Source organism: Chloroflexota bacterium (genome assembly GCA_023475225.1).
In the GTDB taxonomy this organism is placed as follows: domain Bacteria; phylum Chloroflexota; class UBA6077; order FW602-bin22; family JAMCVK01; genus JAMCVK01.
Map to the genome: position 1 here is coordinate 1 of JAMCVK010000034.1, position 24,096 is coordinate 24,096.

Annotated in this window: 18 protein-coding genes and 1 pseudogene; 13 read left to right on the top strand and 6 right to left on the bottom strand. The window is 52.3% G+C overall.

Going from position 1 to position 24,096, the window contains the following annotated elements:
• From M1136_07850 to M1136_07905, 12 genes are all read left to right on the top strand, one after another.
• Positions 1-215, top strand: a 215-nt coding sequence (locus M1136_07850) for a hypothetical protein (protein ID MCL5075548.1), incomplete at its 5' end; no start/stop codon positions are given.
• Positions 199-981: a type III pantothenate kinase gene (locus M1136_07855; protein MCL5075549.1), complete on the top strand. Its 783-nt coding sequence runs from the start codon at positions 199-201 to the stop codon at positions 979-981. The genes M1136_07850 and M1136_07855, both read left to right, overlap by 17 nt.
• Positions 968-2,161, top strand: a complete 1,194-nt coding sequence (coaBC, locus tag M1136_07860; GenBank protein ID MCL5075550.1) for a bifunctional phosphopantothenoylcysteine decarboxylase/phosphopantothenate--cysteine ligase CoaBC — start codon at positions 968-970, stop codon at positions 2,159-2,161. Before M1136_07855 ends, coaBC begins: the two co-directional genes overlap by 14 nt.
• A 218-nt stretch (positions 2,162-2,379) precedes the next feature.
• Entirely contained in the window at positions 2,380-3,249 is an 870-nt protein-coding gene (locus tag M1136_07865; GenBank protein MCL5075551.1) for an energy-coupling factor transporter ATPase, read from the top strand.
• Positions 3,240-4,118, top strand: coding sequence for an energy-coupling factor transporter ATPase (locus M1136_07870; GenBank protein ID MCL5075552.1), 879 nt, complete (start codon positions 3,240-3,242; stop codon positions 4,116-4,118). The genes M1136_07865 and M1136_07870 overlap by 10 nt, the downstream gene beginning before the upstream one ends.
• Positions 4,082-4,930 (top strand): energy-coupling factor transporter transmembrane protein EcfT, encoded by an 849-nt coding sequence (locus M1136_07875; GenBank protein MCL5075553.1) that lies wholly within the window; start codon positions 4,082-4,084, stop codon positions 4,928-4,930. Before M1136_07870 ends, M1136_07875 begins: the two co-directional genes overlap by 37 nt.
• A gap of 12 nt (positions 4,931-4,942) precedes the next feature.
• On the top strand, positions 4,943-5,479 hold the full coding sequence (locus M1136_07880) for an ECF transporter S component (protein ID MCL5075554.1): 537 nt from the start codon (positions 4,943-4,945) through the stop codon (positions 5,477-5,479).
• A gap of 71 nt (positions 5,480-5,550) precedes the next feature.
• Positions 5,551-9,783, top strand: a complete 4,233-nt coding sequence (locus M1136_07885; protein ID MCL5075555.1) for a DUF2298 domain-containing protein — start codon at positions 5,551-5,553, stop codon at positions 9,781-9,783.
• Positions 9,783-12,278: a DUF2298 domain-containing protein gene (locus tag M1136_07890; protein ID MCL5075556.1), complete on the top strand. Its 2,496-nt coding sequence runs from the start codon at positions 9,783-9,785 to the stop codon at positions 12,276-12,278. The genes M1136_07885 and M1136_07890 overlap by 1 nt, the downstream gene beginning before the upstream one ends.
• Entirely contained in the window at positions 12,275-13,999 is a 1,725-nt protein-coding gene (locus M1136_07895; protein MCL5075557.1) for a glycosyltransferase family 39 protein, read from the top strand. The genes M1136_07890 and M1136_07895 overlap by 4 nt, the downstream gene beginning before the upstream one ends.
• Positions 14,000-14,035: 36 nt before the next feature.
• The gene (locus M1136_07900) at positions 14,036-17,071 is read left to right on the top strand and encodes a TIGR03663 family protein (GenBank protein ID MCL5075558.1); all 3,036 of its coding nucleotides are present in this window, start codon (positions 14,036-14,038) and stop codon (positions 17,069-17,071) included.
• A gap of 53 nt (positions 17,072-17,124) precedes the next feature.
• Complete coding sequence (locus tag M1136_07905; protein ID MCL5075559.1) at positions 17,125-18,117, top strand: flippase-like domain-containing protein; 993 nt, start codon at positions 17,125-17,127, stop codon at positions 18,115-18,117.
• A 5-nt stretch (positions 18,118-18,122) separates the two neighbouring features.
• Here the strand turns inward: M1136_07905 and M1136_07910 are convergent, their stop codons facing one another.
• The 6 genes and pseudogenes from M1136_07910 to M1136_07935 form a co-directional block, all read right to left on the bottom strand.
• Positions 18,123-18,671 (bottom strand): DUF1003 domain-containing protein, encoded by a 549-nt coding sequence (locus M1136_07910; GenBank protein MCL5075560.1) that lies wholly within the window; start codon positions 18,669-18,671, stop codon positions 18,123-18,125.
• A gap of 96 nt (positions 18,672-18,767) precedes the next feature.
• Positions 18,768-18,881, bottom strand: a complete 114-nt coding sequence (locus M1136_07915) for a zinc-ribbon domain-containing protein (protein MCL5075561.1) — start codon at positions 18,879-18,881, stop codon at positions 18,768-18,770.
• 9 nt (positions 18,882-18,890) lie between these two features.
• Positions 18,891-19,031: pseudogene (gene tatA, locus M1136_07920) on the bottom strand (twin-arginine translocase TatA/TatE family subunit).
• 74 nt (positions 19,032-19,105) lie between these two features.
• A complete protein-coding gene (locus M1136_07925; GenBank protein ID MCL5075562.1) occupies positions 19,106-19,930 on the bottom strand; it encodes a sulfite exporter TauE/SafE family protein in 825 nt (274 codons plus the stop codon).
• A complete protein-coding gene (gene lgt / locus M1136_07930) occupies positions 19,930-20,694 on the bottom strand; it encodes a prolipoprotein diacylglyceryl transferase (protein ID MCL5075563.1) in 765 nt (254 codons plus the stop codon). Before lgt ends, M1136_07925 begins: the two co-directional genes overlap by 1 nt.
• 23 nt (positions 20,695-20,717) lie before the next feature.
• The gene (locus M1136_07935; protein MCL5075564.1) at positions 20,718-21,593 is read right to left on the bottom strand and encodes a GntR family transcriptional regulator; all 876 of its coding nucleotides are present in this window, start codon (positions 21,591-21,593) and stop codon (positions 20,718-20,720) included.
• A 115-nt stretch (positions 21,594-21,708) separates the two neighbouring features.
• Here M1136_07935 and M1136_07940 point away from each other — a divergent pair, with 115 nt between their 5' ends.
• Positions 21,709-24,084, top strand: a complete 2,376-nt coding sequence (locus M1136_07940; GenBank protein MCL5075565.1) for a YfhO family protein — start codon at positions 21,709-21,711, stop codon at positions 24,082-24,084.
• Positions 24,085-24,096: the final 12 nt, after the last annotated feature.

Consider the following 24,096-nt stretch of genomic DNA (forward strand, 5'->3'; position numbering starts at 1 on the left):
AGGCTCTCTTTTTGACCAGTCCTGGGGCAAGAAGTTATCCACATGTGGATACCCCTCCCCCATACCCCCTCCCCACTACTACTTATCAACATCCTCTAACTGTCACGGAGGCATCTGAACGCAATCACGAACACCTTTGGCTAAAGGTGAACGGTCGTGATACAATAGGACTATCTCAGTACACGGAGGAGAGCCTCCATGCTCTTGGCTATTGACATAGGTAATACGAACATTGTCTTGGGCGTATACGAAGGCAGTGAGCTGCTAGCCCATTGGCGGATAGCCACTGAAGTGCATAAATTGGCCGATGAATACGCTATGCTTTTAGGGGACCTCTTCGCCTATGCTGGACTGGATATGAAGGCGGTGAACGCCGTCGTCGTTTCCAGCGTAGTACCACCCTTAACCACCACCTTTCATGACCTCTCCCAACGCTACTTGGGTGTAGGGCCGCTTGTAGTCGGTCCGGGTATTAAGACTGGTGTGCGGATCGTCTCTGAAAACCCCAAGGAGGTCGGCGCTGATCGCATCGTCAATGCCCTTGCGGCCCATAGGTTATATGGTGGTCCAGCCATAATCATCGATTTTGGTACAGCTACTACCTTCGATGCCATATCCAGGCAAGGAGATTATCTTGGTGGAGCCATCGCCCCAGGGATCACCATCTCTTCGGAATCTCTTTTTCTCCACACAGCCAAACTGCCACGCGTGGAACTGGTACGGCCGAAGACGGCGATCGGTCGTAACACTGTTGCCAGCATGCAGTCGGGCATCATTTTCGGTTATGTTGGTCTTGTCGAGGGACTAATTTACCGCTTCCGACAGGAATTGGGGGAATGCCGTGTTATCGCCACCGGGGGACTAGCAGAGATAATCGCCAAAGAAACACCGCTGATCCAGATCGTCGATCCCCTCCTGACCCTGGAGGGGATGCGTCTAATCTACGAGTTTAACAAGGAGAGCGATGATGCTGACCAGTAAGAATATCATCTTAGGGGTAACAGGGGGCATTGCCGCCTATAAGGCGGCCGAATTGGCCAGCATGCTGACCCAAGCCGGAGCGATGGTCGATGTGATCATGACCGAGGCGGCAACACGATTTATCACTCCCCTCACCTTTCAAACGCTTACACGCCGCCCAGTCATCATTGAGATGTTTCGTCTCCTTGAAGAGACCAAAATCGCCCATGTCTCCCTTGCTGAACGAGCTGATTTGATCGCTATTGTTCCAGCCACAGCTAATACCATCGCGAAGATCGCCTGTGGCCTGGCCGATGATATGCTTTCAGCTACTATTCTAGCCACGCAAGCACCGGTGGTTATTGCCCCAGCGATGAACGATGGAATGTATAGCAATCCAATCACTCAAGAGAACTTAGCCAGGTTGCGCGCCCGTGGAATGACGATCGTTGAACCTGTTTATGGACGCCTGGCCTCTGGACGAATAGGCAAAGGACGACTAGCCAAGCCCCATGCTATCTTCGGCACAATCAGACAGGTCCTGGGGCAGCATGGTCAGCTGGCTGGTAAAAGAGCGGTAATAACGGCGGGAGGAACGCAGGAACCCATCGATCCGGTGCGTTTCATCAGCAATCGCTCCTCAGGCAAGATGGGTTATGCCCTGGCTGAAGCGCTACGTGATCGAGGGGCCAAGGTGACCCTTATTTCAGCGCCTACGGCGCTGCCGGTGCCAGTAGGTGTCGAACTCGTCCAAGTCACGACCGCTCTTGAGATGAAGTCCGCCGTGGAGGAAGCCTTGAGCGCGGCTGATATTTTAATTATGGCTGCGGCTGTTGCCGATTATCGCCCTGAACGGTCAGCTCCCCAAAAAATGAAGAGGGTAGGCCACGAGATCACCCTGAAATTGGTTGAAAATCCCGATATTTTAGCTGGAGCGGCCGATAAACCAGTCTTTAAGGTCGGGTTTGCCGCCGAAAGCGAAAACCTGATCGCTAACGCCAGAGAAAAGTTAATCAGAAAACGCCTAAATCTTGTTGTGGCTAACGACATCTCCTCTGGAGAGGGAGGCTTTGGCAGCGATTTCAACAAGGTGACCCTTGTTGAGCCCGGCGATGGCTTGACCGAGCTACCACTTCTACCAAAGAGTGAAGTGGCAGAAAAGATCGTCGATAAGATTGTTGCAATGATTGGCCTCGCCTGATATAATATTGATTGGCAACCGACCAATAGGGCGGTGAGCAAGCACAAGGCCTAGCCTGCGGGCTGGCTCTCAAAAGAGATACGGCAAGGCTCGCTTGGATCGGAGACGACCGAGACGGCTCAGAAAAGAGCGCGGCGAAGATAAGACCGCGCTGAGTAAGCAATAAATGATGCCTTCTTGGGTATGCCCCGAGAAGGCATTTTCATTTTGAGGACTCTATGTATAGACCATTGATCACCCTGGAGAACATAAGTTTTATTTATAACCATAAGGCGAAAAACCCCATTACCGCCTTGACCGACATCAACCTGAGGGTTGAGCAAGGCGAGTACGTGTCCGTCGTTGGAGCGAATGGCTCTGGTAAATCGACCCTGGCCAAACATCTTAATGCTCTGTTGCTGCCCACAAGCGGTGACGTTTGGATTAAGGGGATGAACACAAAGGATCACTCCCAGACAAGGCTGATTCGCCAGACGGTAGGGATGGTCTTCCAAAACCCGGATAATCAGCTGGTGGCCACCACTGTTGAGGAGGATATCGCTTTCGGCCCGGAGAACCTGGGGATACCAAGCGATGAGATCAGAAGAGGGGTCGACCTGGCTTTGCAGACAGTCGGTATGTCGTCTTTCTGCACCCGTGCCCCCCACCTCCTCTCCGGTGGTGAGAAGCAACGCGTAGCCATCGCCGGTGTGATAGCCATGAATGCAGAGTGCCTCGTTCTGGACGAGGCCACAGCTATGCTGGACCCCATCGGCCGAGAGGAGGTACTGCAAATGTTACACCGCTTAAATGGCCAGGGCATCACGATCTTTATGATCACCCATCTGATGCAAGAGGCAGCCCAGGCACACCGTATCCTGGTCATGGCCAACGGTCGGATAGTGCTGGATGGCTCCCCGCGGCAGGTCTTCCCTCAGGTCGCCAGGCTGCAAAATTGGCAACTAGATGCCCCGCCGCTAACCAATTTAGCGTATCGGCTAAATCAGCGGCAGCCAGGCTTCTCCGTTGGGATTCTCAGCGTCGCTGAAATGGTCGCAGAGATAGAAAGAGCGGCCAAGGAAAGCAAACAGGTGAGAGTGTGGACGTAAATACCCTCATAAGAGTCGAAGGTTTATGGCATACCTATCTAGCCGGAACGCCACTGGAAACGGTGGCCCTGCGCGGTGTAGATATGGAGGTCAAACGGGGCGAAGCCGTCGGATTAATCGGCCCCACCGGCTCCGGAAAATCAACATTGGTGCAACACTTCAATGGACTCCTGCGCCCACAGCGAGGCAAGGTGTACGTTGATGGACAAGATCTTGGGGCCGAAGATATTGACCTCAGGGCCATTCGGCGCAAGGTAGGACTCATTTTTCAATATCCAGAACAACAACTCTTCGAAACTATGGCTGGCGATGATGTAGCTTTTGGGCCGCGTAATCTCGGGCTCAGCCAGGAACTGATCCGTCAAAGTGTGAGGGAGGCGATGGAGCTGGTGGGATTAAACTTCGAGCAGTTCAAAGACCGCTATACCTTCTCTCTCAGCAGTGGTGAGATGCGCCGCCTGGCTATCGCTGGGGTCCTTGCTCTTCAACCAGAGGTGCTGGTTATGGATGAACCGACGATGGGTCTTGACCCACAAGGACGGAATCAGCTACTGACGATGGTCAAGTCTTTCCAGAGGGAGCGTGGGATTACGGTCATCCTGGTCTCTCATGATATGGAAGAGGTGGCCGAGCTGGTTGACCACATCTACGTTATCGTCGAGGGGCGTACGGTCCTGCATGGCCCACCGCGCCAGGTCTTCTCCCAGGCGAGAAGGCTGCGTTCCTGGGGATTAACCATCCCCCAGGTCACAGCTGTATTTCAAGAACTACGAAGCCGTGGTGAACCGGTACGAACTGACATCATAACCATAGACGAGGCGGAAAGGGAGATATGGAGAATTTTGAATTCCTGCGGAACGTCACCATAGGACAATACCTACCAGGGCATTCGTTGATCCACCGTCTGGATCCCAGGACAAAGATCTTAGGGACGATCCTGTTAATCGGTATAATCACCTTCAGTGGTTCCTATACAGGTAACGTCATCCTGCTCGCTACTATCCTCGCCCTGTTGTTCATCTCTGGCGTATCAGTTAGTTACGCACTTCAGGGATTGCGTCCGGCCCTGCCATTCATTATCGTTTTAGCTACACTCCAGCTCCTTTTTTACGGCAACTACCCAGCACCAAGCGACCAGGCGCAAACGCTGTGGCACTGGAGCATTGTTCACATAACCTCAACCAGTATTCAAATAGCCGTGGTCTCCCTGTTCAGATTATCAGAGCTGTTCTTGCTCATCAGCTTGCTCACCTTTACAACAACCGCCACCGAACTCACCTATGGGGTGGAGAGCTTACTGCGCCCCTTCACTCGCCTCGGCTTCCCAGCCCATGAGTTGGCTATGATCATTACCATCGCCCTTCGTTTCGTGCCTACTCTAGCGGAAGAACTGGAGAGAATTATGAAAGCCCAAGCCTCACGAGGAGCCGACTTCTCCCCAAAAGGCCAACTTCGCTTCGTAAAACAAACAAAACAAATGATCCCCCTGCTGATTCCTTTATTCATCAATGCCTTCCGCCGGGCCGAAGAATTAATCGTGGCCATGGAAGCGCGTTGTTACGCCGGTGGAAGGGGTAGAACTAATCTAAAACATCTTCAAGCATCAAGGTTGGATTATTGGGCTATCCTTGGCCTGGGCCTCTACGCCCTGGCCATGGGTATATATAAATTTTCTTGGTAAGGAGGAAAAGTGATGACTCTGACCGTCAGGAGAATCGTTGTCGCTGGCATTTTGGCCGGCATCGTCATCCTGCTGGGATCCACCCAATGGGGGTTCATCCCTGTCCCTACCCCGGCTCAACGGGCCACAATCCTGCATATACCGGCCATCATTGGTGGCATTATGGAAGGGTGGCTGGTAGGGGCCATTATTGGCACTATCTTCGGCATCTTCAGCTTCCTGACCTCTCCCAACCCTATATTTAAAGACCCCTTTGTATCAATCTTACCTCGCATTTTCATTGGGATCACAGCCTATCTTGCTTACGCTCCGCTGCGCCGCTTGAATCAACCGCTGGCCCTGGGCGTAGCGGCAGCTGTGGGGACGCTCACGAACACTATCCTGGTCCTGACCATGGCCGTGGTGCGTGGCTATATGCCCCCTTCCGTCGCCCTGGCCGTCGGTATAACTCACGGTATACCTGAGGTGGTTGTAGCTATCATCGTCGTCGTGGCTGTGGGGCTGGCCTTGATGGGAGTAGAACTAGGCACCCGTCGGTCCCGGTTATAAGAGGGGCTCGCAAGATTGTCAGGCCTCCACCCTAATGCTAGAATACTCTGGCGTCAAGGAGGGTGGAGGCCGTGGCCAGTCTCACTATCGGACATACGTTGCGGGGGAAGGGCCATTCTATAGCCCTTCTCGGCATATTGATCCTGGCGGCCGCCTTCCGCTACTTTGGGGTCAACTGGGATCAGTCGCAGCATATGCATCCCGATGAGCGCCAAATTACGATGGTAGCGCTGAATCTGTCGCTGCCGTGGCCACCGAATTGGAGCAACCTGGTTGACCCGCATCTCAGTACGCTTAACCCCCACTTCTTCGCTTATGGATCGTTCCCTATTTATTTGCTGCGCCTCATCGCCCTCATCGCTTCCCTGGCCAATCCGAATCTCGATAGCTATAACTATTTGAACCTTGTAGGACGTTTCATCTCAGCCTCCTTTGATCTGGGGATCATCCTCGTCTCCTACCGCCTGGCCACCATAGTGTACGGTAGAAGTGTAGCTTTACTCTCGGCAGCCTTCATCGCCCTCACCGTTTTCCATATCCAGGCCGCTCATTTCTACGCGGTTGATACCCTACTCACCTTCTTTGTTCTCCTCTCCTTGCTTGCTGCTTTACACGTGTTGCGACGTCCAACTATATCGAACTCCATTTTTGCCGGCAGCAGCGTAGGATTAGCCTTGGCCTGTAAGGTGAGCGCCTTGCCGATTATAGTGCCACTGGTTGGAGCCTTTTTATTAGCGTCACCACCCCAGCACGCTGAAGACCTCTCACAGAGGAGGCCCTCTCTTCCTTATTTGTGGCATAAGATAGCCCTCTTGTCCTTAGCCCTCACCTCAACCGTGGTCGTCTTCTTCATCACGCAACCATATGCCCTTCTCGATTGGACTAGTTATCTCTCTGATGTAATCTACCAGAACAATATGGTGAGAGGCATCATCGACTTACCCTACACACGACAATATGTGGGCACCATATCTTATCTATATTTCTTGACAAACCTTACCATATGGGGTATGGGGCCGCTGCTTGGATCAGTGGCGGTGGCTGGAACCATACTGGTGATCGTCAGAGGACTTCGCCAACCACGGCAGGAGGAGTGGCTACTGCTGGCTTGGGTAATCCCCTATTTCCTGATCACCGGCAGCTTCTACGCCAAGTTTATGCGTTATCTACTGCCCATCATGCCCCTGCTTTCCATTTACGGCGCCGCTGCTTTACTCTGGTTGCGAGACAGGCTAAAGCGACAGAATCCACCACTGATGCTAATGGTTAATGCATTCATAGCCAGCGTCGTTTTGGCCTCACTGTTTTATAGCCTCGCTTTTGTCAGCATCTACAGCCGTCCCTTGACCCGGGTAACTGCCTCCCGCTGGATATATGAACATATACCCCCGGGATCGATCCTTTCCTACGAACATTGGGATGATCGTTTGCCTTTCGATCTTGTAGTTGATGGGAAACATAGAGCGTCGAACGAATATAAATTCCTGGAAATGCCTCTTTACGAGAAGGACGATCAGGCTAAGTTGTATCTCATCATCCGCAATTTGGGCCAGAGCGATTATATCGTGTTTTCAAGTAACCGGCTGTATGGCTCGATACCAAAGTCCCCAGAACGCTATCCACTTACGACTCGTTTCTATGAGTTGCTCTTTGATGAGAAGCTTGGTTATCACCTCAAGAAGGTATTCACTTCGTATCCGGGGCTGTTCGGCCTCCAGCTTGTAGACGATTGGGCAGATGAGAGCTTCACTGTCTATGATCATCCAAAGGTATTAATTTTTGAGAGAACTAAGATGTTATCTGATGAGGAGTTGCGTGAAGCGTTCGCGCCTGTCCTGATGAAGATGGATGCAGAGCTCTCCGGAAAGAAGCAGGGGCTGTTATTAACACCTGCTCAACTGAAAACCATCTCTACGGGTGGAACTTATTACAAAATCTTCGACCGGAATGGACTGGAGAATAAGCTGCCCATACTTATCTGGGCGGTGATGATCGAGGTTATCGGTGTGGCCATGCTGCCTCTAGCTCTGGCTGTCTTCCCCAACTTATCGGATGGTGGTTATCCCTTCACCAAAACGATCGGTCTCCTTATCCTCTCCTGGCTGACCTGGATAAGCGTTAGCCTTGGGGTATGGCCAAATACTAGAGGGACGGTATTCGCCATATTCATAATTCTAACGATAACCGGCGGCTGTCTTGGTTATATGAGGCGACAAGCGCTCATCTCTTTTTGGCGCACAAAGCGAGGATTAATTCTCGGGTACGAGGCCATCTTCTGGATAGCCTTTTCCCTGTTCGTTCTTATCCGTCTGGCCAACCCCGATCTCTGGCACCCCTACCGCGGTGGGGAAAAGCCGATGGATCTGGCTTATCTTATAGCGACGATCAAGAGTGCCTCTTTCCCTCCCTACGATCCCTGGTTTGCTGGCGGCTATATGAACTACTACTACTTTGGGCAGATCATCGTCGCCACTCTCATCAAGCTATCAGGTATCATCCCCACCACAGCCTTTAATTTGGTCATACCCACCCTTTTTGCCCTAACATTTAGTGGGACTTTTTCGCTTGGCTATAATATCAGTGCAGGTTGGATCAGGGCTGGCAGGATACCCACCTTTCTCAGTGGACTTGCCGCCGCCATCTTCGCTACCAGCATAGGCAACCTGGGCGGTGCCCTCCAAATCATCGCTCAAGTAGCCCATCTTGGTGGAGGACATGGCGGGGAGCCACTCAGTGCAATGGTGAATCACGTCCTGATCGGTGCCTGGCGACTCCTCAGCGGAGTAGTGCCCTTCTCCATCCCTCCTGATTGGTACTGGGTTAGCAGTCGCATCTATCCTGGGGCAACAGTAAATGAGTTTCCCCTTTTTACCTTTCTTTTTGCTGATCTCCATGCCCATCTGATTGCCTTGCCCTTCACAATCCTCCTCCTGGGACTGGTCCTCAATCTCGTCAAGGGATGCACAAGGGGGTCGGCTACATCGGCACAACGAGCTTCCATTTCAATCATATCTGGGCAACTGCCTCTCTTGGGAATCTTGAGCCTAACTTTAGGGGGTCTCTTCATCACCAACTCCTGGGATTTCCCCACTTATCTGCTCATCAGCGGCGTGGGCCTTCTTACCTGCTGGTTCGCAGGAGCCAGAGGTGGCCTGCGCAGCCTGAGCGTGATTACTGCTCAAATAGGGGCCATCACTTTGGGCAGTGTCTTACTCTACTGGCCATTCCATCGCAGTTACCAGCAATTCTACTTCGGGCTCACGCGCTGGAATGAACCCACCGATCCACGGCTCTACCTCGTTATTCATGGTCTTTTCCTCTTCATCATCGGCAGCTATTTATTGCTGAGGTTGGCCTTAAATTCAGTGTCCAGAAAGACTATACCTGTTTGGGAAATTGTTTTAGCCAGCGTTGTGGCCGTGCCCCTGGTTCTTCTGCAGCAGACTTTGATCGGGCTATTATCCTTCTTGCTCATTCTGACTCTTATTTTGGCCGTGCAGCGCAATAAGCCTGAGGAACAATTCGTACTGATAATGATCGGAACTGGGCTCGTGCTCAGCATCTTTTGTGAACTGTATGCCATCAAGGGTGACATCGGGAGGATGAACACCGTCTTTAAGCTCTACCTACAGGTATGGATACTATGGGCCGTGGCCAGTGGTGCCTGCGTGATGTTTTTGTTCCGGGCTCTCCCCCACTCCTTCTCCTTGCGCCTCCCCTGGTTCGTCGGATTGGGGATTCTTCTCCTCGCCAGTCTTGTCTATCCACCGCTCGGCACCTGGTCCCGCTTGCATGACCGCTTCAATACAGCTATCGGATTGACCCTGGATGGCACGGTGTTCATGCGCCACGCTGTTTATCACGATGAGAGAGGGACGATGTGCCTGCATCGCGACCTGGAAGCCATCACCTGGATTCAGGATCATATTTCTGGCACCCCGGTCATTCTGGAAGGACACACCCCTGTGTACCGCTGGGGTGGGCGTGTCTCTATATATACGGGCTTACCGACGGTGCTTGGTTGGGATTGGCATCAGAGACAGCAACGCTGGGGTTACCAATGGATGATCGATGAGCGCCTGCAGGATATTCAGACCATGTACTCAAGTATCTCACCGGAACAAACGCTGCCCTTGCTTGATAAATACGATATCCATTACATTTATGTGGGTGATCTGGAGAGAAACTATTATCCGCAGGCTGGGCTACGTAAGTTTGATCTGATGGTAGGCAAACAACTGGACCTGGTCTATAATCGAGATGGAGTCAAGATTTATAAGGTTAGGGATCGGGATTGGCGCTGATGGCCGATTGGGAAGGGATTGGCATCTGGTTTCTCACCGTCCAGTTTGTCGGACTGGCTGTTTTACCTCTCTCCTTAAGGCTTTTTCGCAATCTACCCGATAAGGGCTACACCTTAGCCAAACCGCTGGGGATACTCCTCTCAGCATACATCTTATGGTTGGGAGCCACCTTCGGTATCCTGGATAATACCCGGCGAACTATCATCTTTCTGGTCATCGCCATTGGGCTCGTCTGCTGGTGGCCAGCGGTGACTCGTAGGGAACTAATTACATTTTGGTCAAACAGGCGCTGGATCATCGCTAGTACAGAAATCCTGTTCTTCATAGCCTTAGTAGGCTGGGCGATGATTCGTTCCTTCGATCCGGCAATAGCGGCCACCGAGAAGCCGATGGAGTTTACCTATCTGAACGCTATCCTCAGAAGTGAACGTTTCCCTCCCCACGATCCCTGGCTTTCTGGTCACCCCATTAGCTACTATTACTTTGGTTATGTGATGATGGCCATGCTCACCAGGCTTGCCTCCATACCATCAAGCGTCTCCTTCAACCTCTCCATCGCTCTTCTCTTTGCCTTAACAGTCGGTGGGTCTTTCTCATTAGCCTACAACCTGGCGAGGGCTTTCAAAGAGGATAGAGGCGCTCAAAACGATGTGGGGGACAATTCTCTAGGACCTATTGGTTGCGGGCTATTGGCTGCCCTGTTTGTGGCCATCTTGGGCAATCTGGAGGGAGTCGTCGAAATACTGAACTCCCACGGATGGCTCTCCCTCGAAGCGTGGCGTTGGCTACAGATCAAGGACCTCCCCCGACCATACATCAGCGCCTCCTGGCTGCCCTCGGACTGGCTCTGGTGGTGGCGTGCCTCCCGTGTCATAGGCACTTTTGATCCAGTGAGCGGCATCAGCTATGACTACACCATCAATGAGTCCCCCTTTTTCAGCTTTTTGTTAGGCGACCTCCATCCGCATGTCCTATCTTTACCCTTCACTCTGATGGGCATCAGTCTGGCCTTTAATCTATACCGCTCAAGAGGTGAGGTGACGCTAGCCGGGTTGTGCCACCAATCGCTGGCTCTGTTCCTTATCGCCCTCTGCCTGGGTGGGCTTGCCTTTTTGAACACCTGGGACTTACCCACCTATCTCTTCCTCATAACTTTATCCTTCGTTGCTCTTCAATATAGACAGCAACGCCGATTTGACCGCACTCTGGTTAAGAACAGCCTCATCTTCGGTGCTATCCTACTTCTCCTGAGCATCGTTCTATACACACTATTCTACTTCACCTTTCAATCACAGGCGTCTGGCATAGGTATCGTCGGGATACATACCAAGCTGCGGCACTTCCTGCTCTTTTGGGGACCATTGCTCCTTCCAGCGCTTTCCTTCTTGGTCATAAATTGGTGTCAACGTCTATTCGGCTTGGCCAAATCGGAGGAGATGGGAATTAAGCGGGGGATGACCTTGTCTACCCTCGGACATTCACCTCTTGAGAGTCGATCTATATTATTCTGGGGCAGCACTGCCTTGATAGTGCTGCTTCTGATTCTCCTTGGCGCTCCCGTTTTAGGGGTGATCTATCCATTGCTGATCGGCACAATTAACCTCACAATACGCCTATGGAATACTCGCCAGAGCGATCCCTCAACGGGCATCACCCCGTTGGGCAACGTTGATGGGCAGGTTGTCATACGTCCAATGGGCAATGGTCCTGACGAGGGGGGACGATCGCTACCAGCTACCGGTTTTGTCTTGCTCATGCTGGGCACCGGAATGCTCCTCATCTTTGGCTGTGAACTGCTCTTCGTGCGGGATCTCTTTGGCAACCGGATGAATACCGTCTTTAAGCTTTACTACCAGTCCTGGCTACTGCTGGCGATCGTTGCTGCCTTCGCTCTATACCAACTTTCAACCCTAATACACATATCCCTTCATTTAGCCAAAAGATTAGCGGTGCTCCTATTGCTGGCCTTGAACCTCATCGTGCTGATGGCCGGCTTCGTCTATCCACTGGCAGCTACCATTTCCAAGTCCAACGGCTTCCTTGGCCATCCTACCCTGGACGGGCTTTCCTACTTGGCCCAGACGCAACCAGAGGAGTACCAGGCCATCACCTGGCTGAACGATCATATTAGCGGCGCCCCAGTCATTCTGGAGGCTGCCGGCCCATCGTTTAGTCTTTACGCTCGTGTCTCGGCCAATACAGGACTACCAACGGTGCTCGGTTGGGAATTCCATGAGGCTCAATGGCGCGGATCGCTGGCCGAGGTGACCAGCCGCAAGAGCGATGTCGAGACGATTTACCGAACTATGGATCAGGCGCTGGCCAAGACGCTTCTAAAGAAGTACAACGTTAAGTACGTCTATGTCGGGCAGCTGGAACGCCAGACCTATGCGTCAGCCGGCCCTAGAGCACTGGAGAAATTCGATGCTTTTATGGACATAGTTTACAAGAATCCAGCCGTGACTATTTACCACGTCAAGGATGACCACGAATGACTGAAGAGAGCACCTTACCTAAGCGAGTACAGCTTGATCTCAGTCTGGAGATGGTATTCTATCTAGTCATCCTTTCTATGGCCGCCTTGCTACGATTCTGGGGGCTTGGTTCCTGGCCCCTGAGTCCAACAGAAGGAGACCTATCCTTCCAAGCGTGGTCTCTATATCGTGGACATGCGGCCCTTATGGAGCGATCGCCACTTCTAATTTACGCCCAGGCCCTAATTTTCTTCCTTTTTGGAGCGAACGATGCCAGTGCCCGTGTGGGAACAGCCATGGCCGGTACGGCTCTGGTAATGCTGCCTTATTTATGGCGTGACTACCTGGGCAGAGTGGGGGCCTTGCTTGCTTCCCTACTTATGGCTCTATCGCCCATATCCCTCTATTACTCTCGCCAAGCTGTGCCAGAGGTTCTGGCCGCCTTTCTCACCTTACTCCTGGTCATCTGTCTATCTCGTTACCTTCGAGATAAGACCTCACAATGGCTTTGGTTAAGCGCCATAGCTGCTGGGTCACTTGTGGCGGTAGGCCCCTCAGGCTACAACAGCCTTATCGTTCTGGTCGTTTCTGGAATTGGACTTTGGGCATCGGCTCGCCTTCCCTGGATGAAGACAGCCCGGACAGGTACCGCTAGTCTTTTGGAAAGTGCCATACCTCTGACCAGAGAGCAGGCTAGCAAATGGCTTCTCCTGAGCGGTGGATCATTATGCCTGGTAATCACTGGGGGCTTATCAAATCTTCACGGGGTACAGGAAGGGCTGATCGATCCCTTGGGCACCTGGCTTGTTTCAATCAGTTCAGGAAACTTTTTCTCTCTTCAACCAGTCGCCCTGTTAGCCTTGTTAGGCTATGAAACTTTGGCTTCGGTCTTCGGGGGTGCGACTATTATATGGCGATCTAGCCGTGATCTCCTTCTCGCCTTCCTCGTTTGGTGGACAGTTACTAGCTTCATCCTGATGTTAGCCTTTGGGCAGGTCAGCCTTCTCTTCCTAGTGTTACTACCTCTATTGCTCCTGGCATCGGTGACCCTGAGCCGCTTAATCTCCGAGCTCAGACCCTATCTAGTGCTCTCAAGGGTTGCCTTGTTCCTGCTCCTGCTTCTACCACCGCTATTATTGGTATGGTTCGCCCTGAACCATTTCACCTTACCCGGACAAAGGCTCGGCTGGGAAATCATCCTCGCCATATTAGGTTTGTTGATGGCCGCGATCGGACTGGCCTGGTGGTGGTTCAAGGAAGAAATAGTGCCACTCGGTGGATTACTGTTGTTTGGTCTCCTGTTCACCCTGCATATCCATCACTCCCTCGGTCTCAACACCCAACCAACTGCGGCAACAAGCACCCTTTTGACTAGACGGGTGACGTCCCAGGATGTCAGAGCCCTCACAAGGCAGACGGATGATGTCCTTGCGGCGGCACCAGCAGGCATGGCCGTCTCAATTATCGTGGACACAACTTATAAGGAACCCTTGCAATGGTATTTACGCGATTACAAAGGGGTCATCTTCGCCACAAAGCCTGTAGGGGACAAGGCTTATGTTATCATTGTGCCCGCTGGCGTCGGTTCGCCCCAAGGCCACTATTGGGGGCAACAATATCAGTTGAGCGAATCCCAGAAGATATCATCTCTGGAATTTAGGCGCTTATGGCGCTGGTGGATGTATCAGGAGCCACTCTGGCCGGAAAAATATGACAATGTCGTCCTTTGGGTAAAAGTATAGGAATCAAAGAGCGTCGTTGGGGGTTTGTAATAAAGTATGGCTAAACAGGCGCCGCGCACCACGCTCAAGGATAGCATTTTAGATAGACGAGCCTTGCCGCTCATACCCTGGAGTTGGGAAACTTTTCTTTATGTGGCCATTTTGCTCCTAGCTGCCATCGTGCGCTTTTGGGATCTTGGCTCGCGAGTATTGCATCACGATGAAAGCATCCACGCGGCCTATTCCTGGTATCTTTTCAACGGGATGGGATACAAACATGACCCGATGTTTCATGGCCCATTTCTCTACTATGCGACGGCCCTGATCTATTTTCTTTTTGGAGTATCCGACTACACGGCCCGTGTTGCTCCAGCTTTCAGCGGAGTGGTTCTCGTCGGCTTACCTTATCTCCTGCGAGACAGATTAGGCCGGACTGGCGCGCTAGTAGCGGCGTTCCTGCTGGCGCTTTCGCCATCCATCCTTTATTACTCCCGTTCCTTGCGGCACGACATCTTTGCGGCCACCGCCACCCTCTCGTTAATGATATGTCTATGGCGCTACGTTGATGACAGACGACCGTTATGGCTGTACTTGGCGACCATATCCCTAGCCATCTCGTTTGCCAGTCATGAGCTAACTTATATCAGTGTCTTCATTCTGGGCAGTTTTTTGCTCCTGGTGGCCGGACCAACGCTGGTGACAGCCTTGGTGAGGGGCAAGCGTTCCCTTCTTTCACCCTATGCCGACTTTCTTATCCTGTTATCCGCTCTGATGGTCCCCCTTGGCACACCAACCGTGCTCTTAATCCAGCGTCGGATTGCTCCCACCACTGACGCCAATACTCTCTTGGCCATCACATTTTTCGTGCTTCTGTCCCTCGCATTCATTTTGGGGCTTTGGTGGAATAGGCGCATCTTCGGACGATGTGCGATCATCTTCTGGGTGATCTTTGCCCTGCTCTTCTCTAGTCTCTTCGTAAATCCGCCGGGTTTAATTTCCGGAGCTATCGGGTCATTGCAGTACTGGCTTAGCCAACAGGGTGTACGTCGGGGGGGACAGCCCTGGTTCTATTACTTGCTACTCCTGCCTCTATACGAATTCGTCCCCCTTCTATTCGGACTCACTGGAATCCTTTTGGCCATAGCGCGTCTTCCGATCACGCTGGTTCGCTGGCTTCAAAGGAGTCATCGTGAGCCCTTAACGCCCCTGCCCCAAGCCGAAATAACCGATAGCACCTCAGGGTATAACCTGTTCAGATGGTTCTTAGTTTACTGGTTTGTGTTGAGCCTGGTGATTTATAGCTGGGCGGGCGAGAAGATGCCCTGGCTGGTCATTCACATAACCATCCCTTTGGTGCTGCTGGCCGCCGACTTCGTTGGCCATATCTTGGAGACCACACCGTGGAAAGAAGCCGTAGCCAGGGGTGGTGTACTGCTTTCCATCGGTCTAATGTTGTTCATTTTCGCCCTACTCGGACTAGGAGGAGCGATACCACCAGCCTTATCACTGGCCCAACCGCTCCAAACGCTGCGTCAAACATTTCAATGCTTGGCCATCCTTCTTGTCGTAGCTATACTGGTGGGAGGTGTTGTTTATTACTGGGTGAAAATAGGCCATGCGATCGCCTGGCGCATAACAGCTCTGACCGTTCTAGCTATCCTTATGGCCTTCTCAATCCGGGCCAGCTGGCAACTGAACTATTATCACGGCGATATTCCGGTGGAGATGCTCGTTTATACGCAGAGTTCACCCGATATCGCCAAGGTGATGCGAGAGATCAAACGAGTCTCCTTCAGAACGGGGACGGATACCGACATCGTAATAGCTTACGATAACGATGTATCCTGGCCATTTGAGTGGTACTTGCGCGACTATAAGAATCGAAACTATTACGGAAACGACCCTCGCCTAATCCGCCCAGGAGCTCCCATCGTTCTTACCGGCTTCGAGAGCGGTCACGACGGTGCAGTAAGAGCCCAATTGGGGAACGCATATGTGGGGCAGAGATATAAGTTGCGCTGGTGGTTTCCCGAGGATTATCGCGAGTTGACCCCAGAATTGATCTGGCGAGGACTCGGCGATGCTACCGCCCATCAAAGGGTCTGGCGCTATTTCCTGTATCGGGAGACGTTCAGTCCCCTTGGCTCACTCGATTTTATGATGTACGAACGGCGGGACCTGGCCACTGGGCCATGGGTGGCTGCGCAGGCCGCCAAGGGAGAGGTGAGCAGTATCCAGCACTGGGGCAGTCGAGGAAAGGGACTGTCCCAATTCGACGAGCCGAAAGGTATCACTGTCGCCCTGGATGGCAGCATTTACGTCGTCGATTCTCGAAACGCCCGAATACAAAAATTCGATAAACAGGGCCATTTCGTCTTGATGTGGGGTAGTCCTGGTGGGGCAGTGGGACAGTTCAATGAACCGTGGGGCATCGCCGTTAACCAAGCCGGTAATGTATTCGTGGCTGATACCTGGAATCATCGGATTCAGAAGTTTGATGGCCTTGGTCGCTTCCTCGCCGTCTGGGGACATTATGGAAATGTCAAGGATGGAAGCGGTGAGCCGGGCACGTTTTATGGACCTCGTGGCATCGCCATTGATGCTATGGGCAACGTCTATGTTACCGATACCGGCAACAATCGCATTCAAAAGTTCGATAATACAGGAAAATATCTCACTCAATACGGGACACAGGGGACGGACGATGGACAATTTAACGAGCCGGTAGGGATCGCTATAGACGCTGGTGGTAACATACTGATAGCAGATACCTGGAACCGACGCATCCAAAAATTTGATCGAAACTTCAATCTGCTTGCCAAATGGCCCGTAATTGGCTGGGCAGGCGAATCGGTCCTGAATAAGCCCTATCTGGCAACCGACAGATTTGGCGCTGTTTATGTTACAGATCCTGAAGGATGTCAGGTGTTAAAATTCGATCCTAACGGTAGACTATTGGCCGATTGGGGCAAACCTGGTGAGGATGCGACGTACCTCAGAATCCCCACCGGCATCGCCATTGATGCACAGGGCAGTATTTTCATCGCCGACAGCCTGAATCATCGTATCCTGAAATTCGCTCCGGTACCTTGACGCTTAAAACCTGGGTTACGGCGCGGGGGAATCTTTACATAACGAGTTTAGCGTTGGCTAGGAAATGGCTGTTTTGGCTGGGGCTGCTGATCAGTCTCCTTTTCCTTTGGTGGGCTATCCAACAAGCCACCGATCTAGTGAAGGTAGGGAAATGGCTCCGCCAGGCTAACTATCTCTATTTGATCCCGGCCTTATTGGTCTATTTTGTTGGTGTCTACCTGCGCGCCTTGCGTTGGCGTTTCCTTTTAGAGCCAATACAAACAATAGAGGTGAGACAGCTATTTCCGATAGTGGTGATGGGCTATATGGCTAACAACGTATTACCCGCCCGGATGGGAGAGCTTTTCCGGGCATACATTCTGGGCGAGTACCGGATGGTGAGCAAGAGTGCTATCTTGGCCACGATCGTTATTGAAAGGGTCTTTGATGTTATTGCCCTGATTGTTTTTATCTTGATCGTTTCTTTAGCTATGCCAATGGAACAGGAGTTGCAGCGGATACTCTATTTCGTGGCTCTGCTTTTGGCTTGCCTCAGCATCCTTCTCTTGAGTATGGTCTTATGGCCCCAATTGACTCTAAAGACATCCGATCTTGTATTGCGTATTCTGCCTCCACAGCTAAGCAGTCGGCTCGCTGGGATCCTGACCTCATTCCTGGCTGGCCTGCAGGTATTGCAGAGTGGTAAGCTATTATTGCTGGGACTTGGATCGTCGCTTGCTGTTTGGCTCTGTGAGGCTTCGATGTACTACACGATTATGTTCGCCTTCAATCTATCGTTGCCCTTTAGCGCCTCATTGCTGGCGACAGCCGTAGCTAATCTTGGCACCATCGTTCCCTCATCCCCCGGCTACGTCGGTACCTTCGATGCTCTCACCGTATTCACCCTTAAACTTTTCGGCGCTGATCCCAACGTAGCCTTGGGCTATACCGTTGTCCTGCACGCCGCACTTCTCATTCCCATTACCTTGCTCGGTTTCTACTATCTGTGGAGATATAGCCTTTCGCTTCGGGCCATTGAAAGACAAGAGGAAGACTTGAAGCTTTAGGTGAGCTAGCCATCGGCCCGTTCCGCTGCCAGCGGTTGCTGCTGAAGCAGTCTCTCTAACATGGCGATCTGTTGCTGCTGTAGCGCCACCAGATCCTGCCATTGCTTCTCACGTAGCAGATCCATCTTTGCGTGCAGCTGTTCAATCTCGATCTCAGCCTTGAGATTTACTTCATAATCATGCTCAGCCCGCAAACGATCCTTCGCCTCCTGGCGATTCTGACTCATCATAATCACTGGGGCCTGGATACCGGCTAAGAGCGAGAGGAAGAGGTTGAGCAGGATAAAGGGGTAGGGGTCCCATGGCCTGACTACCACTTCTACTACGTTAATGATTATCCAAATCATGACCAGCGCCAGGAAGCTGAGGATGAGGCCCCAGCTACCAGCGAGATCGGCTAAACGGTCAGCCATCCTTTCCCCGAAGGTCAACGACTCTTCATGGAGCACATTGATATTCTGAGAAATATGCTTCCGACGTTGGATTTTATCGAGGACGCGTTTTTCACACGCCGCTATTCGGCTGAGCTCGTCCTTGATTGTGTCCTTTGCCACGGGCTACCTCCCTCCTTATGCTGTCTAACTTATTAAAATGTCCCTCCCAAACGAGAATGGTCGCCCTTCTCCACCAGGTTGCTTATTTTGGGGATCTTACAGTTCAGCCCCACACTGTCCACAGAACTTATTCCCTGGCTGATTGGTAGCTCCACATTTGGGGCAGGAGACCCCTGCCTTCTCTTTAGTCTCGCTTTCCGACACCTCCATAGTCTTTGACAACTCTTGAGTCAGCTCACTTGAGGCTTTCCTGAACTCCCTGATGCTCCTTCCCAAAGCACTCCCTATCTCGGGCAATTTCCCCGGACCAAAAACGATCAGGGCAATGATCAGAATCAAGATGATCTCTGCTGGTCCCATTCCGAAAAACTCCATCTCCTTTCACCATCCTCTCTGTGTGCCAGGTCTTATGATAGATAAGAGTACAGATAATATCAAGCGAGGAGAAGTCTCCCACCGACAAATATTAACGCCACTGAAAGGAAGCGCACGATTGATCTCCCACGAAGCCGCTGCGAGATGGCTGCTCCGGCCTGAGCGCCGGCTACTGCCCCTGTTCCCATCAGAACGGCCGGGGTATACAATACGTGCCTCAACCCCAGGTGGAATAACGAGCCCGCGCCAGCCGAGATGGCCAGGATAAAGTGGGAGGTAGCTGTGGCTACATGAGCAGGAAAGGAAAAAAGGTGTACCAAAGCTGGCACATGGATGATGCCTCCGCCTATGCCAAGGATACTGGAGAAAAAGCCGACAAAGAAGCTCATGATGACCCCATTACGTTCGTTAAAAGCATAGGTGAAGACGTCTCCCCTCGCATCCACGAGGATACGATGGGTGTGGTTCACCGAAAGTGGTGATTCTCCCTCCGAGGCATCGTTTTCTTTCACCGCTGCCTCAGGTCTCATCAGGAGAAAGAGAGCAATGATGATCAGTAACAGGCCGAAGATGAGGTTAAATACCCCTGAACTGAGATATGACGACAGATAGGCACCGATAGCGGCCCCAGGCAGGGTAGCCAGGGCAAACTTGAATCCGCTATGATAGTCTACCCTCCTCTGCCTGGCGTAGGATATAGTTCCTGATAAGGCATTGAGCATAACCACGCACAGAGAGGTACCGACTGCTTGCTGAGGTGTAGAATGGTAAACAAGGAGCATCGCTGGCACGATAAGAAACCCACCACCGGCTCCGACCAGAGTGCCGTAGGCACCTACGGCGAGCCCGAAGGCAATCGTCCCTATCATCCACGCTATGTCCATTAAAGCCTCCCCAATTTAATAGTCGTCTCCTTGCGGTATTGGCGATAACGCCAAACCAGCAACAACAATCCTAAGGTTAACCCAGCCATCCCAGCCAGCTGGGCCCAGCGTAAGCCATATATGACGATATCTGTATCAGCTCGCAAAGAATCAAGTGTAATTCGCACCGTGGAGTACGAGATGATATAGAGCAGAAAGAGGAACCCCTCGAAGGGCTTACGCCGACGAAGGGACCACAGGAGGCCAAAGATGGCCAGGTCGGCGAGGAATTCGTAAATCTGCACTGGTTGTCGCCACCGACCCGCTAAGTAGATCGACCAGGGAAGATTAGCTGGCACGCCGTAACTACAGCCATTGAGCGTACAACCGATGCGTCCTATAGCCTGTCCGAGAATGAGCCCCAGAGCACCTACATCCGCAAAGCGCCAGAAGTCCAAATGGTGGGTTTTGGTATACCAAACGGTTACGATGATACCACCTAATACCACCCCCTGGATGGCCAGTCCGCCATTCCAGATAGCTAATATTTCCCAGGGATGATCCTGGTAGAGCGTAGACCACTCATTAGCTACGTGCCACAGCCGTGCCCCCACTATGCCGGCGATAACCGCGTAAAGGGCAAAATCGAGAATAGTCGTTTGCAATAACCCGACCCTTTTTCCCTCCCGTAGAGCCACAAACGTGCCCAAAATTATCCCCAACATAATCATTACCCCATAGGAGCGAATGACCAGGGGGCCATACTCGAAGAGCAGTGGATACATAACTTACCTCCACTAGAGATTTATCAAAAGTTGGCTGAGATTATCTGCCCAGCACTGTTTCTGGGCAGCTCGATGGAATAAAGATACCTATCGCCACGAATGAGGCTTTGACGCCATTCCACGGGAAGCCTTTCCGACCAAGCCAAGCGCTCGACGAAGAACGCAGCCGAACCTCTGGACATACGCAGCAGGCGGGCTTCATGGGTTCTCACCACTACTGGTTTGATGAGTTCCCTGGCCGAGGTCACCGAGAGCCCATATTTCGTTTCTAACAGGTCGTATAGGGAGGCGATGCGCAAGTCCTCCTCCAGGATTCCAGGAACAAGGGCAGTGGGTAGGTGGGTTATTTCAAGAATGAGTGGTTCTTCTTCAGCAAAACGGAGCCTTTTGACTCGGGTAATCGCCTCTCCCGGTTCGAGCTGCAGCTTTTCTCGTACCTCTTCGGAGGGAGGAACAATACTGGCTTCCAATACCTCTGACCGAGGGGATAAGCCTTTCTCCTGCATCTCGTGAGCGAAGCTGTAGAAGCCGGCCAGACTTTGCTCGATAAGGCGGGGCTTAGTGACATAGGTACCTCGGCCCCGATGACGTTCCAGTAACCCCTCCCTCACCAGGCGGTCTATAGCCTGTCTCGTTGTATAGCGACTAAGGCCGTATTGCTTAGCCAACTCCATCTCTGGGGGAATAGGTCGGCCGATAGGAAATCTCCCACGGGTGATCTCCTCCCGTAATATTTGCTCCAACTGATAATAGAGCGGAGTAGGTATGCTCTTGTTGATGCGAGAGAGTCGTTCCATAGTTAGCTGCTCATATATGTCCAGATGTCCGTACATATAATACCACAAATGGGCATTTTGGGCAAGTTCCGAAGGATGGGAATGAGGGAGTGACCCGCTCATTGACATCTACTACGAAGGCGGTAAAATAGCCCAGGCAGCATGGCCGTGAGAAGCACGGTGACCACTGACACGACTCGCTCCTGGAATAAACATCAGGGGTTTGTGATTTAGATTCATGTCTACCTTTGTCTTAGTCACAATAGTGCTGATACTTGTCGCTGCTTTCCACCAGCTCTACCACCAGCGGCGCATTGCAGAGCCGTACCACCGTGACCTACTGGCGGTCTGTTTTCTGGTCCTGCTGGTCGTGGGGTTCTTCTGGCGACCGATTTTCAAACAAGGGGTATGGATTCCAGCAGGCGGCGGTGATCTCGCCTCAATGATCTATCCTAACTACCGCCTCGCGTCGGAGAGCTTCAAGCAAGGGGTGTTCCCACTGTGGAACCCTTACCTGGCCTGCGGTTCACCCTTCGTTGGCGACATTCAAGCCGGTATCTTTTACCCGGTTAACTTGGCGGTCATGCTGTTAGCTCCTGAACTCACATACTCTTTAGTGGAGATGCTCGTCTACCTTCATTTCTTCCTCAGCGGCCTGTTCACCTACATTATGATGCGCCATCTTTTCAGCGGCCCCAGTCAGGTTGGCAGGCTGGCTTCGTTGACCGCTGCGGTAGCTTTTATGTTCTCTGACGTCTTCATCGTGCATATCGGAAATCTGAACTTAATCGCTGTCGCTGCCTGGTTGCCACTGGTCTTTTTATTGATATATCGCGCCTTCGCCGATCAACGTTTTGACCTTGCCATCGTCGGCGGACTCATCACCGGCATAGCCTTCCTGGCAGGACATATCCAATCCTTCCTGTACATTATCTTCGCCATCAGCCTTTATGCTCTGTTCCATTTTTATACGAGCATAAGCGCCAGGAAACCGGTTAAGGAGGCTATGACGATAGCCGTCATCTTCACCGTGTTCGCCGTGACGTCTTTGGGGGCGAGCGCAGTTTTGCTGCTCCCTTCCTACGAACTGAGCCGTCAAGCAGTCCGTTCGGAAGTGTCCTACGCAGCTTCCACGGCCTACTCGCTGCCGCCGTCACAGCTTATCAGCCTTATCGTGCCAGGCTTCTTCGGCAGAGGGCCGAGCGCCTACTGGGGGCAATGGCTGCGGACTGAAACAGGCTACATCGGCATTCTCCCCCTGCTTGCGGCCGCACTGGCCCTAAGTCTGCGGCGAGAGCGCATCATCTACTTTCTTGGCGGGCTAGCGGCTCTAACCTTGCTACTCGCTATGGGTGGAGCTACTGCGCTTCATGGATGGATCTACCAGTTATTGCCCGGCTTCAATATCATCCGGGCGCCGGCTCGATTCGTGCTACTCTTTGATTTTGCCATAGCAGCGCTGGCAGGACTTGGCATTGACACGCTTCTTCGGCCAATGCGCCGTCGTGAGCGCACCATCCTGGCTACCTTCTCGCGCCTTTTGTTGATCGTCCTCGGCGCAGCGATGTTCCTAGCTTCGATTCTGCTGGTCATACTTGGGCTTTACAGAGACAACATAGCCCTACCCAGGGTGACCGGAATGGTCGAGGGATGGGTATTATTCACCATCTTGCTGGCTGCTAGCCTTACACTGTTGCTCATGCGGCGATACCGGCGCGCTAGAACGGCTATTCTGGGGACAGCAGCCCTGGCCATTGTGGCGCTCGACTTGATCTCCAATGGGTTCAACCTGGAAATATCGACCACAGACCCGACGAGAGGGTTCCAGCATCCCGAAATCATCCAGTTTCTGAAAAGCGATCATTCCTTCTACCGGGTCGATAGCGACACCGGCATATGGGGCGACTGGCAGCCAAACACCACAACCCTCAACGGCATATTCGACGTGATGGGAGGAATACATCCTCTAGAACTGGCCGATTTCCGTAGCTATTGGAATGCGCTCGGCAGCCGCTCAACACCTCTCTATGATCTGTTCAATGTTAAATACATCATCGGCCACAAAAATGTGCCGCTTGATTGGGATAAATTCGCCCTTGTCTTCGCTGGCGATCCCAATCTAAACGTCTATGTAAATAAGAAAGTGATGCCTCGGGCCTTCGTCGTCCACAAAGCGCTGATTCAACCTGATCACGCCGCTGTTTTGCGCCAGATTCAGCCCCCTGGGTTTGATCCATCAAGAGCCGTGCTGCTTGAATCAGGCATGCCTATCTCACTTGCACCCACAAAGCCATCCTTTGCTCACATCACACGCTATTCCCAGAACGAAATTACGGTTCGAGTGGAGGCGACAGCGCGTGGTTACCTCGTGCTCAGCGAGGTATATTACGATGGCTGGCGGGCCTATGTTGATGGCGAGGCCAGGCCCGTCCTCAGAGCCGACTATCTCTTCCGGGCGATCGCGGTTGATGAGGGTGAGCACGAGGTCAGGCTGGTCTTCGAGCCGAGCTCCTTTAGTATGGGATTGCTGATAACCAAGCTGACCTGGACACTCGCCCTAGCTGCTCTGGCTGGACTATTCATCTGGCGAAGATTCAGACGCTACTTAGCCTAATCTCCAGGGGGC